Here is a 16600-nt window from a genome sequence, read left to right on the forward strand (position 1 = left end):
GATAGTCTCAGGCACCGTAGCCTGGGACTATTTTCGGGAAGGTGAAATGAGTGAAGAAAACCATTTTGGTGGTAGATGATGATCATAAAATTGCCACGATGCTAAAACGTGCCCTTGAATATGAAGGGTATGTCGTGACAGTGGTTCATAGTGGCGAAGATGCGTTGATTGCCATTCACGAGAATTCCTTTAGTCTCGTTATCTTGGATATTATGCTACCAGGATTGAATGGTTGGCAAATCTGTCAGGAGATTCGTTCGTATTCTCCGATTCCAATTCTTATGCTAACAGCAAAAGATGAAATTGAAGACAGGGTGAAAGGCCTAGACCTAGGCGCCGATGATTACGTAGTCAAACCCTTTGCGCTAGGAGAATTGCTTGCCAGAGTTCGTGCCCATCTTCGGCGTAGAGCCTCTGCTGCTGAAAAGACAGAATCCTTAACCTATCATGACGTCACTCTCAATCTAAACAGTCGGGAATGTACTCGGGGTGGGAAAAAGATAGATTTAAGAGGAAAAGAATTTGAACTACTGGAGTACTTTCTCCTTAACCCTAACAAGGTTCTTTCTAAAGAGCAGATTCTGAACCAGGTATGGGGGTATGATTACAGCGGGGAATCAAATGTTATTGAAGTGTATATTGCCACCTTGCGTTCTAAGTTAGAAACTGGGGGGCATTCCAGGGTAATTCAAACGGTTCGCGGACTTGGTTATGTATTGCGGGAGGGGCCTTAATATGCCCATACGATTGAAGCTAGCTTTATGGTATAGTGGAGTTTTTCTCATCATCATTACTCTATTTTGTACTTTTATATATTTGTTTTTTACCCATCGTGAGATGAACCAGATTGACAACCATCTAAGTGAAAGGGCGATTGAGGTCCACCATTCGATCAAGCTAATCGATATTTACCCCTTTCCGATTCAAAGCCTTGTCCTGCCGAATATCGATGTTTTTTCATCCCCAGAAATCCTTTTGCAAATTGTGGATCCGAAAGGCAATGTCCTTTCACGTTCTAATTCATTGGGAAATCAAACACTTCCAATAAGCAAGAGAGCGATTGAAGAGATTCGGCAAAATAAGGACTACTATGAAACATCCCAGGTTCACGGTTATCAGTTTAGAATTTACTATCTCCCTTTAATCTCGGGAGAAAAATTGATCGGAGTACTAGAAGTCGCCGGTTCGCTGAAGAACATTCAACGCTCAATGACCAACCTGCAATGGCTGCTTGCAATCGGGGCTGTCTTGACTGCTACTTTTTCAGCAATCATTGGCTGGTTTTTAGCAGGGAAATCCTTAAATCCAATTCACAAAATAATCCAAACGACAAAAGAAATCGAAAAAGAGGGACGCTTGGAACGGAGAATTTCGTATCAAGGGCCAATGGATGAGATTGGCTTGCTATCAGGTCAAATCAATTCCATGATGGAAAAAATTGAAACCATGTATCGCGAATTGGAAGAATCCTACGAAACACAGCGCCGATTTGTCGCCGATGCAAGCCACGAGCTGCGAACACCCTTGACATCCATCCGGGGAAATATGGAATTTTTAAGGATGCTCTATCTGGAAAAAGGCGAACTATCCATGGACGCGATGGAAGACATCATCGAGGAAATCGAGCGGGTTTCCCGAATGATTCACAATCTCCTGGCTCTGGCACGGGCTGATGCTGGATATAAAATGCAAATGGAAGAGATCGAATTAAAAGATTGGGTAAGTGAATGGATCAACCAGGTAACCCTGCTCTCAACAGATACGGTGCCGTTTCTCCATGACCCGCTTGCACAATTGGAAGGGGTAAGCATCCGGGGAAATCGAGACTTTTTACAGCAAGTTTTTTTGATTCTTTTCGAAAATGCATTTAAATACACAAAGGTGGGTTCCGTCGGGCTCCATTTTACCACGACAGAACAAAATGTCATCTTTACTGTACAGGATACAGGTGTTGGGATCCCCACAGAAGAGTTAGATCTTGTATTCCGTCGCTTCCATCGGGGAGCCAATGCAAGAAAATTCCCCGGAACGGGTCTTGGTTTGTCGATTGCAAAATGGGTAGTAGAAAAACACGGGGGTACGATTGAGATTCAAAGTATACTCGATCAAGGAACAAAGGTTAGTGTAACCCTTCCAAGGATCTAGTTTATTTGATATTTGATATTTTTCCCATTAGCGCTGCGACAACATCGAGCATCTCTGTCGTTTGACTTAGCGTATCCATCATTTTCCTACGGTTGACCTTTATTTTTGGTAATCGAAGCTGTTGTTTTGTCGGTTTAGCAGCAGGTAAAGCATTTCCCGCTTGTCTGCTGCCCGGCATAAACCGAGCCGGTGGCTTCAACGTGGGAAACTTCATCTGGGTAGGCAAAACAGCTGGAGGCGCAAATTGTGGAAACATGTTCTTCAAGCCATCAAACAACCCTTTTTTCTTCGTTGTTGAAGGCTCCTTCTTCTCTTTAGGCTCCGCCTTTTTCTTTTCCTTTTTTTGATTTCGTTCTTGAATCATTTGGCTCATAAATAAATGAGCATTCCTCGCGATCTTTTCATTATCAACAGACTGCCCCGGTTTAAAATATCGCAGGCCATCCGGATGCTGCATCAAGTACAATAGTGTCTCCGGCTTGTTTTTTAACCACATTTGATTCTCCTTCACCCACTGGTACAGAATGGGGTTTGTTGCCAGTTGCATCTTAAATTCCTTTTTCTTCAACGCTATACACTCCTTTTGATAAATAACTTCACGAGACATTAAAATTAAACAATTCCTCTTACATGATATTGCTACACGGGCGAACGTGTATAGGCGATAACCTATTTCCCTTGAACTTGGGCGAACTGAACCGGGAAGTTTAGCTCGAATAGCGTTTTCTTAAGTGACGGAAATTTCTCCACTATGCTTTCCGTCTCCCCGAAATTCGGGCGAGTGCCCAGGGCGTATGCCCATACCAATCCATAGAGGTGTGCGTAGTATGTATTGTTCGTTAGGAACTAAAACATCAAAAGGAGGAAGACATATGAGTTCTTGGAGCGGAATTTTTAACGATGAAGGGTTCCTGATCATCCTTGTTCTTTTCATCCTGCTAGTTATTGTTGGTGCTGGTGACGATTAATCAGCAGAACAAAGAAAAAAGCCCTAACTAACAATTAGGGCTTTTTTCTATTTAAGAATCTGCTTTAAGGTGTCATCAAATCCAGGGAAAGAAACATAAATCGCATCATCGCCCTGGATAATCGTTTCCCCCTCGGAAACTATACCCGCAATGGCCATCGCCATGGCAATTCGATGATCTCCATAACTGATGCATTCAGCTCCATACATCTTTGCTCCACCTTCAATAATCATTCCATCTTCGGTAGCTTCAATTTTTGCGCCCATTTTTCTTAATTCAGAAACCATGGCATCAATCCGGTTCGTTTCCTTCACCTTTAATTCCTCGGCATCCTTGATAATAGTCCGCCCTTCTGCTTGGGTAGCCAATACGGCAATGATTGGGATTTCATCGATTAAACGGGGAATAATTGCCCCACCTATTTCTATCCCTTTTAATGCGGAATAGCGCACAACGAGGTCAGCCACAGGTTCCCCATTCCAAACCCTCTCCTGCTTCAATTCAAGGTCTGCCCCCATCTCCCGAAGCACATCAATCATTCCAGTCCTTGTTGGATTGATTCCTACATTTTTAATGGTTAGAGACCCGCCAGGAATCATCGCAGCAGCGGCTAGAAAAAAGGCCGCAGACGAGATATCACCAGGCACTTGAATCTGTTTCGGCTGGACGAGCAGCTGCCCGCCACGAATCGAAACTCCACCAAGAAAAGATTGAACCTCAACCCCAAAGGAAGACAGCATCCGTTCCGTATGGTCGCGGGATAAATGTGGTTCATACACCGTTGTGGTTCCTTCAGCACGCAGCCCAGCCAAGAGAATTGCTGACTTTACCTGTGCACTGGCCACAGAAGAATGATATTCGATCCCTTGGAGTTGTCCACCTCGAATCGACAGCGGTGTATATTCCCCTCCCTGGCGGCCATCGATTTTCGCCCCCATTTGACGTAAAGGGGTAACGACGCGCTTCATCGGACGTTTAGCAATCGATTCATCTCCTACAAGAGTAGAGTGAAACGGCAGTCCCGACAGAATTCCCGAAATGAGACGGATCGTTGTTCCAGAGTTCCCTACATCAAGAACCTCATGAGGTTCTTCTAGTTGATCAAGGCCACCACTTTCCACAACAACCTGGTCCCCATTTTGCTCAATATTAACTCCCATTTTCTTAAAACAGCTTATCGTACTTAGGCAATCGGCACCAGGTAAAAAACCGGAAATGACCGTCTTTCCTTCCGCAAGCGAACTGAACATAACAGCCCGATGGGAGATCGACTTGTCACCAGGTACGGTTATACTTCCAGAAATTGTACTGGCTTTTGTCACTTTCAGCATTCTTGTGTTCCCTCCATCTTTACTGCCTTAAACGAATACACGTGAAACACGACAGCAATTATTCCCGTGAATAAACACGATATCCTTCTTCCGTTAACACGACGCGGGCTTTCTCCATATCCTCTTCATTTCGAAACGTGGTTAACAGGACGCCCATAATATCTTCACGAATTTCCATAATTCTTATATTGGTAATACTGATATCTTTTTCACCCAATAGTGTCGTAATTTTACCGATAATTCCCGGAATATCAGGGACATCAATATATAAATCGTACAGTGGGGCAATCGCACCCTTTTTGCGTTCTGGAAGTTGATCGCGGAAGTCTCGCGCTTCCCGAAAGAAGGTTTCTATCTTATCTGCGTCCGCCTCTTTGACAAAATTTATAATTTCGTCGAACACATTCCGCCAGTCTTCCGCGAGCTCCAGCATAACCTTGCGATTATGCAGGAGAATGTCCCGCCACATAATCGGGTTACTGGAGGCAATCCGCGTAATATCGCGGAATCCGCCAGCTGCCAGCCGGTGGTACCATGGAGAATGTTCATTATACTCACCGACTTGCTTTACTAGGGTAGCCGCAATAATATGTGGAAAATGGCTAATTGCACCAACAACCCGGTCATGTTCCGCAGGATCAAGGACAACAATCCTTGCCTTTGTGCAGGTCAATAGATCTCTTAAGGATTGGACAACCTCTTGCGGAATGGAGCTATCGGGGGTTAATACATAATAAGCATTTTCAAATAAACGATCATGTGCTGCCTCAATCCCGGTTTTATGCGAGCCAGCCATTGGATGACCGCCAATGAAATACACATTCTTTTTTTGAAAATCTCGTGTCCACTCAAAAATGGATCCCTTCGTACTTCCTGTATCAGAAATAATCGCACCCGGCTTGAGTGAGGTATATCGCAAAAACGAAATCAACTCAAAGAGCTTTCCTACGGGTGAAGAGAGAAAGATAAAATCAGCCTCTTTAACAGCTTCAGCTAAATCAACCGTGCCCTTGTCAATTACACTTAAAGCAAGGGCCTTTTGTAAATTTTCTTCATAAATATCAAAGCCAATAATTTCAACATCCTTATCTTTCATCGAGAGGGCCAGGGAGCCGCCAATTAATCCCACTCCCAAAATCGCTACACGCTTCACTATTTACACCCCACGACCTTCTAATACCTCGCGGAAGGCTCCGATAAAGGTATCATTCTGTTCAGTACTGCCAACAGTCACACGAATTCCTGTAGGGAAACCTAGGGCAACACCTGAGCGAACGATAACTCCTTTGCGTAATAGGGCGTTAAAGATGTCATTGCCATTTTTTCCGGTGTCAACTAAAACAAAATTCCCCTCAGAAGGGTAATAGGAGAGTCCCATCTCATCAAATGCTTTGTAGAACTGTTCACGACCTTTGGCATTTTCTTCTCTGCATTTCTTTACAAATTCTTGATCTTTTAAGGCCGCAATCGCTGCTGCCTGAGCAATCCGACTTGTATTAAACGGTTCTCTTACACGATTTAGTTTGTCTATAATCGCCGGGTCTGCAACACCATAGCCAATCCGCAATGCTGCCAAACCATATATTTTGGAGAAGGTTCTTAGGATTAAAACATTGGGGAAATCTGGCAACAAGGATAAGGAATTCGGATACGCATCGTTTGTTACATATTCACAATAGGCCTCGTCCAATACGACTAAAGTGGTTTCTGGGACTTGTTTTAAGAAAGAAACGACTTCATCTTTTGAATTAATTGTTCCCGAAGGGTTGTTTGGATTGCACACCCAGACTATTCGAGTATTCTCATCGATCTTTTCAAGCATCGCTGGGAGATCATGAACACCATCTTTAAGGGGAACTTCGATGACCTCGGCCCCTTCAACGGTCGCTGTTGTTTTATAAACCGAGAAAGTAGGAACAGCCATTACTGTATTGGTTCCTGGCTGCAGATAAGCCCTTGAGGTCAACATGCACAGCTCGTCCGAACCATTACCAAAGACTAACTGTTCTCCCTTTACATCAAGAAAAGAAGAAACAGCCTCACGCAATTCCATGGCAGCCCCATCCGGATATATAGCTAATTGACTCAATTCCTTAAGGATTGCTGGCTGAACCTCGGGAGAACTGCCAAATGGATTTTCATTGGAAGCAAGTTTGATGATCGAGTCTAAACCAAGCTCTCTTTTTACTTCTTCAATTGGTTTTCCTGGTTGGTAAACTGGTAAATCTACGATTTGCTTTTTTGGCAACATTAAAATCCACTCCTAGAGCAATTTTCCTTTTATTCGACATAACGGGCAGTACACCTCCACTAAGGGGTCTAACACCTGAGAAAAGTAGGTTAAGTGGGGGATAACTGCCCGTAAATGTCGGATTAGTACAACTAACCACCAGAGAGGGATATTCATCCCCCCTCCTGATGGAAGTTTTCTTTATCTTACTCCACATTTCAAGTTTTGTACAAATCTTTTTATGTTTTCTAGCCCCTTTTCCGCTGTATCGGCGTTCTGCAATAGTTCGCTGTTGGCCTCAATTGTCTTCACAAGCGCACTTCCTACAATCAAACCATCAGCAAAGGGGGCAAGCTGCTGCATCTGTTCCGGTGTAGAAATTCCGAATCCTACAGCGATTGGAACCTTGGAATTTGCACGCACTTCCTTTAAAAAGTCTTCGACACCATCTGATAATTGATTCCTTGTCCCAGTTACACCGAGTGATGACACACAATAAATAAATCCTTCGGCTTGTTCGGCAATCTTTCGGATTCGCTGTTTCGATGTTGGCGCAACAAGGGAAATCAGCGGGATCGAGTATTGTTTGGAAAGAGCTATGACCTCACCGCTCTCTTCGACTGGCAGGTCTGGTATAAGAATACCATCTACCCCCTGTTTCCTCATCAATTGAAACAGCGATTCTATCCCGTACTGAAGAACTGGATTATAATAGGTAAACAATATAACCGGAATCGTCAGTCCTTGTTCTCTCATTTGACCGGCCAGACGAACGCACGTTTCGATGTTCACGCCATTACGCAAAGCTCTTGCCGATGCGCCTTGAATGGTCGGTCCGTCTGCTAACGGGTCAGAATAAGGTACACCCAATTCTAAAATATCCGCACCTGCCTGCTCTAAGGCCAAAGCAATTTTTACTGTCGCCTCTAGTGAGGGGTCCCCCGCTGTAATAAATGGAATAAATAAAGGCGTAGTGCGTGATTGAAATTTCTTTTCTATTTCCTGTTCTCTTACAGCTATCACGCTTATCATCTCCTCTCCAAGAATACCTAGATTGATTATCTGTAAAAACTCCGGCCATTTTTACTTGAATCTCATTTCTAGACGGTTTAACCGGAATTCTTCCGCTATTAGTCCTCTATTTCGTTAGATAGCCCTGGATTGCTTCCACATCTTTATCTCCACGGCCCGACAAACAAACAACTAACAAATGGTCGGATGGTAAACTTGGTGCCAATTTTAACACTTCGGCAACCGCATGCGCACTTTCTAAAGCAGGGATAATCCCCTCTGTCGTACACAGCAACTGCAAGGCCTCAAGCGCTTCCTGGTCTGTGATCGGGTGGTAACTGGCTCGTCCTGATTCCTTAAGATAAGCATGTTCAGGACCTACCCCCGGATAATCCAATCCAGCTGATATCGAATAGGGTTCCGTAATTTGCCCCCATTCGTCCTGCAGTAAGTAGGTTAAAGCACCGTGAATAACACCTTTTTTCCCTTTGGCAAAGGTTGCAGCATGCATATCCGTATCCACGCCATGTCCCGCTGCCTCTACACCAATTAATTGCACATCATGATCCTGGATAAAAGGGTAAAACATTCCCATCGCATTGCTTCCGCCCCCTACACAGGCGACCACCGTATCAGGCAGACGGCCTTCCTGCTCGAGGATTTGTGCTTTGGTTTCATCCCCAATAATTCTTTGAAAATCGCGGACCATCATCGGGTAGGGATGTGGACCAACAACAGAACCAATTAGGTAAAACGTATCATCTACGTGACTCACCCAATAACGGATGGCTTCATTGGTAGCATCCTTCAATGTCTTTGTACCGGAATGGACAGGAATCACTTCAGCACCTAACAATTGCATGCGAAAAACATTCAGCTGCTGTCTGCGAATATCCTCCTCACCCATAAACACCTTACACTCTAAACCCAGTTTTGCGGCCACTGTTGCGGACGCTACACCGTGCTGTCCTGCCCCTGTTTCAGCAATGATCTTTTTCTTTCCCATGCGTTTGGCCAAAAGTCCTTGGGCTAAGGCATTATTTAACTTGTGAGCCCCCGTATGGTTGAGATCCTCCCTTTTCAGGTAGATCTTTGCTCCTCCTAAATGCCGTGTGAGGTTCTCCGCAAAATAAAGGGGAGTCGCCCTTCCAGAATAATACTTATAAAGGCTTTCCAACTCTGCCTGAAATTTTGGATCCTCCTTTGCTTCATGAAAGGCGATTTCCAATTCTTCGATCGCATTCATTAACGTTTCCGGTACGTATTTTCCACCAAATTGTCCAAATCGCCCATACTGGTCAGGTACGATTCCCATTGTTCTCCACCCTCTCCAAAAATAGCTCTATCTTACCTATATCTTTTACTCCGTTTGTTTCAATTCCGCTCGAAACATCAACGCCATGCAACGGCCAGGATTCAATTAAAGAACAGACATTTTCTGCATGGATTCCGCCCGCTACCAACAATTTTACCTTATATTGCTCACACCAAGTATAAAACTTGGGAATCTGTTCCCACTGGAAAGTCTTCCCAGTGCCACCAGCAACCGTCGGTTCGTAGGTATCGAGAAGCAGGTAATCAATCACCTCGGCATATTGTTCCATTTTTCCCGCTAGGTCCGAACCAACCGGAATCGCTTTGATGACTTCGACTGCATAGTTTTGCTTGACCTCTTTGCAGAATGACGCTGATTCTCCACCGTGCAGTTGAACGATATCCAATTTCCCTAGCTGAAACACAGCATCCAGCTCCTCTTCCGTTGGATTTACGAACACCCCAACTTTTTTCAAGCCTGCTGGAACCGCTTCCTGCAGCGCGGGAAAATCCTTCAGCTGAACCTGCCTTTTGCTTGGTGCAAAGATAAATCCAACCATGTCCACCTTCTCCGGATCAAGCTGTGCAACACTGGCCGGATCGCGAAATCCACACAGTTTGATAAGTTTGCTTAGTTGACTCATCTGCCCACCAAATCCGTTACGGCAAGCGAAACATCCGCCTGTCTCATGAAATACTCTCCTACCAAAACCGCTCGAACTCCTATAGATTGCAAATACTCGATGTCCTTACGAGAATGAATGCCACTCTCACTAATGACAGGAATGGAAGCTGGGACATACTGTATCAGTTTTTCCGTCGTTTCAAGACGCGTTTCAAAGTTTTTTAGATTTCGATTATTAATTCCAATCATGCTAGGGTTCGTTGAAGACAAAACCTTTTCAATTTCCTCTTGATTGTGAACCTCAAGCAAAGTATCCATCCCAAGCTCCTTAGCCTGCTCGGACAGGCTTTGCAGCTGCTCCTTGGTGAGGATGGCAGCAATTAAAAGAATGCAATCCGCACCAAGTGATCTGGCTTCGTAAACTTGCAAGGGATCAATGATGAAATCCTTGCGAAGCAATGGAACGTTGGAAAACTGGCGAATTTGCTCTAGGTATTCCTTGCTACCCTGAAAAAAGACCTCATCTGTCAATACAGACATCGCATCCACCCCAGCACTCATGTACGCGTCGGCAATGCGGAGAGGATCAAAATCAGGGCGAATCAGCCCCTTCGATGGGGATGCCTTTTTCACTTCGGCGATCACGCTAACAGAGCGATGACTGTTCAGCAGATTGTTCATAAAGGGTCTCGGCGTTGGCGCTGAGGCCAGAAGTATTTCCAATTCTTGCGTATTTAACCGATCTTTTAATTGTTCGATTTCCTTCTTCTTCTGTTCTACAATTTTATGAAGCACGAATAAGTCCTCCTGTCACTTCAATCAGCTGTTCAAGCTTCCTATTCGCTAACCCTTGGTCAATCAGATCGGCAGCCAGCTTTACACCTTCATGAAGGGACCCACATTGATCAGCAACATAGAGAGCTGCGGCGGTATTGGCAAGCACAATCTCACGGTTTGCTCCTTTTTCTCCACTGAATACATTGCGGATAATCTGTGCATTTATTTCTGCTTTACCACCAGACACTTCTTCCAAGGCATGTCGATTTAATCCCAACTCTTCTGGTGTCAGACGATAGCTTTGAATATCCCCGTCTCTTAACTCTACGATGTTTGTTGGAGCGGACACGCTAATTTCGTCTAAACCATCATCACCGCAAACTACGAGGCAGCGTTTCAGTCCAATTTCGCGTAGAACAAAAGCGACCTTCTCGACTAATTCCGGATCGTACACTCCTATAATTTGCCGATCTGCCCGCGCTGGATTCGTTAGCGGACCAAGTAAATTGAAGACGGTGCGAAAACCAATTTCTTTACGGGTCCCAACAGCATGCTTCATGGCCTGATGATAAAGCGGTGCGAACATGAAGCAAAGATTGGTTTCCAACAAACATCTTTCTGTTTCACTTTCCCCAAGAGTAATAGCGACTCCCAGTTTTTCCAGCACATCGGCACTCCCACTTTTACTGGAAACAGCGCGGTTTCCGTGCTTTGCCACGCGTGCGCCACCTGCCGCGGCAACGATCGCCGAGGCTGTCGATATATTAAAGGTCTTCCCCCCATCGCCACCTGTTCCACAAGTGTCAATCAGGTTCTCTGCCGGAATATTCACTCTTGCTGCCTTTTCCCTCATCACTAAGGCAAAACCTGTAATTTCATCAACCGTTTCACCCTTCATCCGTAGTGCAGTTAAAAAACTGGCCAACTGGGAAGACAATACCTCCCCATTCATCACCAAATTCATGGCGTCGATAGACTCTTCTCTGCTCAAATGTTTCCCTTCAACCACCTTATTTAATAGCGCTTGAAACATGCTCATCATCCTCCTCTAGTCTCCGAATTTGCTTGGCTGCTTGAATTGCCTTAAGCATTGCCTTCGCTTTATTCTCTGTCTCTTCAAATTCCTTTTCTGGCACTGAATCTGCAACAATCCCGGCACCCGCTTGAATGTAGGCTTTTCCATTCAAATAAGTAATCGTCCGTATCGTAATACAGGAATCCATATTTCCAGAAAAACTTAAATAGCCAATTGCGCCAGCATAGGCATTTCTTGCCATCGGTTCTAATTCGGCAATGATCTCCATCGCCCGCAATTTGGGTGCGCCGCTGACCGTTCCTGCTGGAAAACAGGATATCAATGCATCAAATGCATCTTTATCTTCTTCTAGCCCGCCTGACACATGGGAAACGATATGCATCACATGGGAATACATTTCAACTTCCATTAATTGCTCGACTTGCACAGAACCAAATTTGGACACCCTCCCTAGGTCATTGCGACCAAGGTCAACCAGCATATGATGCTCCGCTCTTTCCTTCTCATCGGCTAGCAAATCCCGTTTTAATGTTTCATCTTCTTGTGCGTTTTTCCCTCTTTTTCTTGTACCGGCAATAGGACGATTTTCGATTCTACCATCCTCAACCCGGACAAGTAGCTCAGGCGATGTTCCTACAACGATTTCCTGATCAGTAAACTGTAAAAAATACATATATGGCGAAGGATTTAAAGAACGGAGAACGCGATAGACATCGAATGGTTCTGCGGGTTCAGCCACCTCAAACCGCTGGGAGAGCACGACCTGGAAAATATCACCTGCGGTAATATAATCCTTTGCTTTCTCTACCATTTCTATAAATTCCTGCTTGGTTAAATTTGAAGTTACATCCAATGGAATCTCATCCTGATCCTGAGGTAAAATGTAGAGTTCTCGGGCCTGATCTTTCGTTTGGTGGATCATGATCGCCAATTGACGAATTTTCGCGCAGCAGGCTTGGTATTTTTCGCTAATAGCCGATTGATCATCCCCTTCTTCAATATGTAGATGGCTAATGACCTGAACCTCTTGCTTTAAATGGTCAAATGCAATAACAAGATCGGTGAACATAAATTTAATATCTTGCATCTCTAAGTCATTTTGTTTCGCTGTTGGGAGGTCTTCATAGTAATGGAGGATATCGAATCCGAAGTAACCTACCGCGCCACCGGAAAACCGGGGCAGATCAGCCTGCACTGGACTGCTGTACCTGGCCATTTCTTCACGAAGATATTCAATCGCATTCCCTTTCTTATGAAGCTTTTCACCGTTTCTCTTAGTGATTGTAATCTTGTCTTTCTTTGCCTCCATAATCATCATCGGGTCAATACCGATAAACGAATATCTTGCCCATCTACTTCCGCCTTCTACGCTCTCTAGCAAGAAGGATTGATTTCTACGCAGTTTTTGGTAAATGCTAATCGGGGTCTCCTGATCAGCCATAAATGCCATACGAATAGGAATAAAATTATAATGCTCGGCAAGCCCCATGGCTTGCTCTTGGGAAGGATAATACACGGCGGGCCACCTCTCCTTATTTTTCTGGAGAGAAGGAAATTGAGGTTTCTATTTATTTTTAATAGCAGTCTGTTTGCTAATAAAACAATAAAAGCCCAGGGATGCCCTGGGCTGAATATGAAAAATAGACGATGACCTAATGATGATCACCACTAAATACATATCAGACTCTGCTTCCTCAACTCAACTCTTCTCTTCAGTCTCTGCTCTTCTCAAACAAACTCATAAGCTAACTTCATTTTTCTTAGTTTATTACAGTTCAATACATGTGTCAATAAGAAACCTGAGATCCTTAGGAATTCCTTGAGACTAAATCAGGTCGAAGTCTTTTTGCTTCACGCAGAAACACATGCCGGATTCCATCGATTGGTTGATCAGTGTTTACTAACATCATAATACGAATACATTTCTCAAGACTTCCGGGTACTGGCATTTCATTGGAGCACATTAATGGAACTAGTTCCCAGTTTCGAATCGCTCTAATCGCTTTCGCCGGGAAATCCGCATTCAAATCATGTGTAACGGTAATGAAAATTGCCGCTACTTGATCTGGTGTGATCTGGTTTTGCTCGATGATTTGATCAGCCAGTTCCCTTGTTGCCTGTAATATTTCCTCTGAGTTATTTTCGGAGACAGTTATCGCCCCACGGATCCCCCTTACTCCCACCATCAATTCACCTCTTTTAAGATTTTCAACGTTTCTATCACCTGGTCATCAGCTATTCCTTTTACGATCTCAACGGATCCGATATTTTTAGGCAGGACAAAAACCAATTGTCCACCTGAGGTTTTTTTGTCATGTTTCATCGCTGCCAGCATTTCCATGGGATCAAAATGATCGGCCAGGCGAACGGGAAGCTTAAATTTCTTTAGAATGTCTATCGTCCTTTGGGAAACCCCCAATGAATTGTCAACCAGACCTATCCGTTCAGCCAACAAAGAAGCGGCAACCATCCCAATCGCCACAGCTTCTCCGTGTATCAGCTGTCCGTAGTGACTTAAGGACTCCATCGCATGGCCAAAGGTATGGCCTAGGTTGAGGATCGCCCGTCGCCCTTTCTCTGTTTCATCTTCTGAGACAACCTGTGACTTGATTAAACATCCTTGATGGATGGCTTGTTCAATATAAGGCGATTGCAAGTTTAATAGATTTTCGGCATGCTTGTCCAACCAATCGGTAAATTCCTTGCTCCAAATCAATCCATGCTTTACAACCTCCGCAAACCCGGCATAAATCTCCCGCGAAGGAAGGGTTTGGAGAGTTTCCGTATCATAAAAGACTAGACTTGGTTGATGGAATGCACCAATCATATTCTTTCCTACTGGGTGGTTAACCGCTACCTTACCGCCTACGCTGCTGTCATGAGCCAAAAGTGTTGTAGGAATTTGCACGAAGGGTACCCCGCGCATATAGGTAGCCGCACAAAATCCCCCTAAATCACCAACCACTCCCCCGCCTAAAGCCAAAAACACAGATTTCCGATCCATTCCGGCCTTTAACGCGGAGGTAGTCACTTCTTCAAGCTGCGCCAACGTTTTTGCCTTTTCTCCGGCAGGGACAATATGGTAGGAGCAAGAGTATCCCTTGGACTGCAAAATATCGAGAACCTTATTCAAATAGTGGGGAGCAACTCGATCATCGGTCACAATAAACAACTTGCGATCGGTTGAAATCCCCCGCTTCTCCAGTTCTTCCGGAAGCAGCGGGAAAATTCCATTTCCTATAAGAATGGGATAGCTGCGTTCTTTTAGATCGACAAGTAGCTGCTCCATTATCTGCTCTCCAAGTATTCTTTATATTGTTGTACACTTTGCTTCATTTGCTCCAGGTTATCGCTATGGAATGTTTCGCACATAGCTCTCGCCAATTCAATCGCCACTACAGTTTCAACAACAACAGCGGCTGCTGGCACAGCACAGCTATCCGAGCGTTCAATGGAAGCGGTAAACGGCTCCTTTGTTTGTAAATCGACACTTTGCAAAGGCTTGTACAAGGTTGGGATGGGCTTCATGACACCGCGCACAACAATCGGCATGCCGGTTGTCATTCCGCCTTCCAGGCCGCCTGCACGGTTTGTGCGACGGGAGAACCCTGTCTCCTCCGTCCAGATGATTTCATCGTGAACTTGTGAACCAGGTTTTGCTGCCGCTTCAAATCCGATACCGATTTCAACACCCTTAAAGGCTTGTATACTCATCACAGCCTGTGCTAATCGGCCATCAAGCTTCCGATCCCACTGTACATGGCTTCCTAACCCAATCGGAACTCCTTCAGCAATTACCTCAACAATACCTCCTAAGGAGTCGCCGTCCTCTTTTGCCTTGTCAATTAGATCCATCATTTTCTGAGCAGCCTCGGAGTCTAAACATCTAACCGGGGAGTCTTCTGTAATTTGCTTCAATTCGGAAAGCGGAACGGAAACCTCTTTTGCTTCCACTTCACCAATTCTTTTGACATGACTGCCCAAATCTATTTCGAATTGTTCCAGTAATTGTCTCGCGACAGCACCAACCGCTACGCGGACCGCTGTTTCTCTCGCACTGGAACGCTCCAAGATATTTCTCATATCCTGCTGATTATATTTTAATGCCCCGTTTAGATCAGCATGTCCTGGGCGCGGGCGAGTAACTTGTCGCTTTACTTCATCTTCCCCATCCCAGGGTTCTGGGCCCATAATATGCTGCCAATGTGTCCAGTCCTTATTCTCCACAACAAGGCAAACCGGAGCTCCCGTTGTAAAACCATGGCGAACGCCACTCACGATTTTCACTTGGTCTGTTTCGATTTGCATCCGACGTCCACGTCCATGACCCTTTTGTCTACGGCGTAACTGTTCATTTATTTTATCAATGGAAATAGGCACATTGCTTGGCAACCCTTCAATAATGGCCGTCAATTGTGGACCATGTGATTCACCAGCAGTTAAATATCTCATCTGTTCTTCCTCCACCCTTTAACGCTTTTAAGTGATATTATATTATAGCATTCAATAAAATGATAGTGTAAATACCAAGACGGGTGATTTTCTAAGGAGAAAAAGTCCCGTCTTGGGACTTTTTCATTTGCTTATGCTTGCTCTGTTTGATAGGCGGAAAATCCCCGGCCTAGCGATATTTCTGGTTTAGAATCTATTAACATCTCCGCGATCTGCTCTTGGTTTGTCCCTAGGACCTGGGCACATTCATCCGTCGTCAGCAGTCCGCGATAATAAGCTTCAATGACCTTCCGTTTGTCCATTTTATCCCTCCTTTATTTTCCCTGTTATCCCTATTTTTGGGGAATGGCTGGAAATATATACATAAAGGAGCTGTGAACATTTAACAGTTCTTTCTTTCCTGTACGGTAGGAATCCTGCGAATCAATTTTTTGTTGTAATGGTAGAATAGTTCTCCTATCAGGATGGAGGACAATGTACTACTGCAAATAGCAAATAGTGTTTGACCTGGAGTATAATACGAAGCCGCAATAATGCCAATAAAGTTCCCTAAAATTGTACCAGCTATGAGAAACATCCCATATCCCGCCAAATCAGCCCTTGCATCGGAAAAAAGGCGGGCTTTCAACATAAATTTCGTCCCATGCTTATAAAATGTATAACACATTAAAGTAATTAATAGAAACTTGAAAAGCACGGCTTCTCCCCCTA

At 44.5% G+C, this 16600-nt stretch carries 18 protein-coding genes; 3 read left to right on the top strand and 15 right to left on the bottom strand.

The window, feature by feature from the left end; all coding sequences use genetic code 11:
* Nucleotides 1–50: 50 nt before the first annotated feature.
* Nucleotides 51–734, top strand: coding sequence for a response regulator transcription factor (locus tag J2Z37_RS16770; protein WP_209811450.1), 684 nt, complete (start codon nucleotides 51–53; stop codon nucleotides 732–734).
* Nucleotide 735: 1 nt separating this feature from the next.
* The gene (locus J2Z37_RS16775; RefSeq protein WP_209811451.1) at nucleotides 736–2145 is read left to right on the top strand and encodes a sensor histidine kinase; all 1410 of its coding nucleotides are present in this window, start codon (nucleotides 736–738) and stop codon (nucleotides 2143–2145) included.
* Nucleotide 2146: 1 nt separating this feature from the next.
* Here J2Z37_RS16775 and J2Z37_RS16780 read toward each other — a convergent pair whose 3' ends face one another.
* The gene (locus tag J2Z37_RS16780; protein ID WP_209811452.1) at nucleotides 2147–2713 is read right to left on the bottom strand and encodes a hypothetical protein; all 567 of its coding nucleotides are present in this window, start codon (nucleotides 2711–2713) and stop codon (nucleotides 2147–2149) included.
* A gap of 304 nt (nucleotides 2714–3017) precedes the next feature.
* Between J2Z37_RS16780 and J2Z37_RS16785 the strand changes: the two genes are divergently transcribed.
* Nucleotides 3018–3113: a YjcZ family sporulation protein gene (locus tag J2Z37_RS16785; protein ID WP_209811453.1), complete on the top strand. Its 96-nt coding sequence runs from the start codon at nucleotides 3018–3020 to the stop codon at nucleotides 3111–3113.
* A 47-nt stretch (nucleotides 3114–3160) separates the two neighbouring features.
* Here the strand turns inward: J2Z37_RS16785 and aroA are convergent, their stop codons facing one another.
* From aroA to J2Z37_RS16855, 14 genes are all read right to left on the bottom strand, one after another.
* A complete protein-coding gene (gene aroA / locus J2Z37_RS16790) occupies nucleotides 3161–4444 on the bottom strand; it encodes a 3-phosphoshikimate 1-carboxyvinyltransferase (RefSeq protein ID WP_209811454.1) in 1284 nt (427 codons plus the stop codon).
* 58 nt (nucleotides 4445–4502) lie between these two features.
* Complete coding sequence (locus J2Z37_RS16795; protein ID WP_209811563.1) at nucleotides 4503–5600, bottom strand: prephenate dehydrogenase; 1098 nt, start codon at nucleotides 5598–5600, stop codon at nucleotides 4503–4505.
* On the bottom strand, nucleotides 5601–6695 hold the full coding sequence (gene hisC / locus J2Z37_RS16800; RefSeq protein WP_209811455.1) for a histidinol-phosphate transaminase: 1095 nt from the start codon (nucleotides 6693–6695) through the stop codon (nucleotides 5601–5603).
* A gap of 180 nt (nucleotides 6696–6875) precedes the next feature.
* The gene (gene trpA / locus J2Z37_RS16805; protein ID WP_209811456.1) at nucleotides 6876–7706 is read right to left on the bottom strand and encodes a tryptophan synthase subunit alpha; all 831 of its coding nucleotides are present in this window, start codon (nucleotides 7704–7706) and stop codon (nucleotides 6876–6878) included.
* Nucleotides 7707–7812: 106 nt separating this feature from the next.
* Entirely contained in the window at nucleotides 7813–9000 is a 1188-nt protein-coding gene (trpB, locus tag J2Z37_RS16810; protein ID WP_209811457.1) for a tryptophan synthase subunit beta, read from the bottom strand.
* Nucleotides 8984–9643 (bottom strand): phosphoribosylanthranilate isomerase, encoded by a 660-nt coding sequence (locus J2Z37_RS16815; protein ID WP_209811458.1) that lies wholly within the window; start codon nucleotides 9641–9643, stop codon nucleotides 8984–8986. The genes trpB and J2Z37_RS16815 overlap by 17 nt, the downstream gene beginning before the upstream one ends.
* On the bottom strand, nucleotides 9640–10419 hold the full coding sequence (gene trpC / locus J2Z37_RS16820; protein ID WP_209811459.1) for an indole-3-glycerol phosphate synthase TrpC: 780 nt from the start codon (nucleotides 10417–10419) through the stop codon (nucleotides 9640–9642). Before trpC ends, J2Z37_RS16815 begins: the two co-directional genes overlap by 4 nt.
* Nucleotides 10409–11434 (bottom strand): anthranilate phosphoribosyltransferase, encoded by a 1026-nt coding sequence (gene trpD, locus J2Z37_RS16825; protein WP_209811460.1) that lies wholly within the window; start codon nucleotides 11432–11434, stop codon nucleotides 10409–10411. Before trpD ends, trpC begins: the two co-directional genes overlap by 11 nt.
* A complete protein-coding gene (gene trpE, locus J2Z37_RS16830; RefSeq protein ID WP_209811461.1) occupies nucleotides 11412–12953 on the bottom strand; it encodes an anthranilate synthase component I in 1542 nt (513 codons plus the stop codon). Before trpE ends, trpD begins: the two co-directional genes overlap by 23 nt.
* Nucleotides 12954–13245: 292 nt before the next feature.
* On the bottom strand, nucleotides 13246–13620 hold the full coding sequence (gene aroH / locus J2Z37_RS16835; RefSeq protein WP_209811564.1) for a chorismate mutase: 375 nt from the start codon (nucleotides 13618–13620) through the stop codon (nucleotides 13246–13248).
* A 2-nt stretch (nucleotides 13621–13622) separates the two neighbouring features.
* On the bottom strand, nucleotides 13623–14726 hold the full coding sequence (gene aroB / locus J2Z37_RS16840) for a 3-dehydroquinate synthase (RefSeq protein ID WP_209811462.1): 1104 nt from the start codon (nucleotides 14724–14726) through the stop codon (nucleotides 13623–13625).
* Nucleotides 14726–15889 carry a chorismate synthase gene (aroC, locus tag J2Z37_RS16845; RefSeq protein ID WP_209811463.1) on the bottom strand — a complete coding sequence of 388 codons (1164 nt, stop codon included), beginning with the start codon at nucleotides 15887–15889 and terminating at the stop codon, nucleotides 14726–14728. The genes aroB and aroC overlap by 1 nt, the downstream gene beginning before the upstream one ends.
* Nucleotides 15890–16020: 131 nt before the next feature.
* On the bottom strand, nucleotides 16021–16191 hold the full coding sequence (locus J2Z37_RS16850; RefSeq protein WP_209811464.1) for a hypothetical protein: 171 nt from the start codon (nucleotides 16189–16191) through the stop codon (nucleotides 16021–16023).
* A gap of 80 nt (nucleotides 16192–16271) precedes the next feature.
* Nucleotides 16272–16586 (bottom strand): hypothetical protein, encoded by a 315-nt coding sequence (locus J2Z37_RS16855; RefSeq protein WP_209811465.1) that lies wholly within the window; start codon nucleotides 16584–16586, stop codon nucleotides 16272–16274.
* Between the last annotated feature and the right edge of the window lie 14 nt (nucleotides 16587–16600).

The organism is Ammoniphilus resinae (genome assembly GCF_017873965.1).
GTDB lineage: Bacteria > Bacillota > Bacilli > Aneurinibacillales > RAOX-1 > Ammoniphilus_A > Ammoniphilus_A resinae.

Coding starts and splice junctions, on each gene's coding strand:
- aroA (WP_209811454.1), bottom strand. CDS start 4,444: ATGCTGAAAGTGACAAAAGCCAGTACAATTTCTGGAAGTATAACCGTA.
- J2Z37_RS16785 (WP_209811453.1), top strand. CDS start 3,018: ATGAGTTCTTGGAGCGGAATTTTTAACGATGAAGGGTTCCTGATCATC.
- J2Z37_RS16850 (WP_209811464.1), bottom strand. CDS start 16,191: ATGGACAAACGGAAGGTCATTGAAGCTTATTATCGCGGACTGCTGACG.
- J2Z37_RS16815 (WP_209811458.1), bottom strand. CDS start 9,643: ATGAGTCAACTAAGCAAACTTATCAAACTGTGTGGATTTCGCGATCCG.
- aroC (WP_209811463.1), bottom strand. CDS start 15,889: ATGAGATATTTAACTGCTGGTGAATCACATGGTCCACAATTGACGGCC.
- aroB (WP_209811462.1), bottom strand. CDS start 14,726: ATGGAGCAGCTACTTGTCGATCTAAAAGAACGCAGCTATCCCATTCTT.
- trpD (WP_209811460.1), bottom strand. CDS start 11,434: ATGTTTCAAGCGCTATTAAATAAGGTGGTTGAAGGGAAACATTTGAGC.
- trpB (WP_209811457.1), bottom strand. CDS start 9,000: ATGGGAATCGTACCTGACCAGTATGGGCGATTTGGACAATTTGGTGGA.
- hisC (WP_209811455.1), bottom strand. CDS start 6,695: ATGTTGCCAAAAAAGCAAATCGTAGATTTACCAGTTTACCAACCAGGA.
- J2Z37_RS16775 (WP_209811451.1), top strand. CDS start 736: ATGCCCATACGATTGAAGCTAGCTTTATGGTATAGTGGAGTTTTTCTC.
- trpA (WP_209811456.1), bottom strand. CDS start 7,706: ATGATAAGCGTGATAGCTGTAAGAGAACAGGAAATAGAAAAGAAATTT.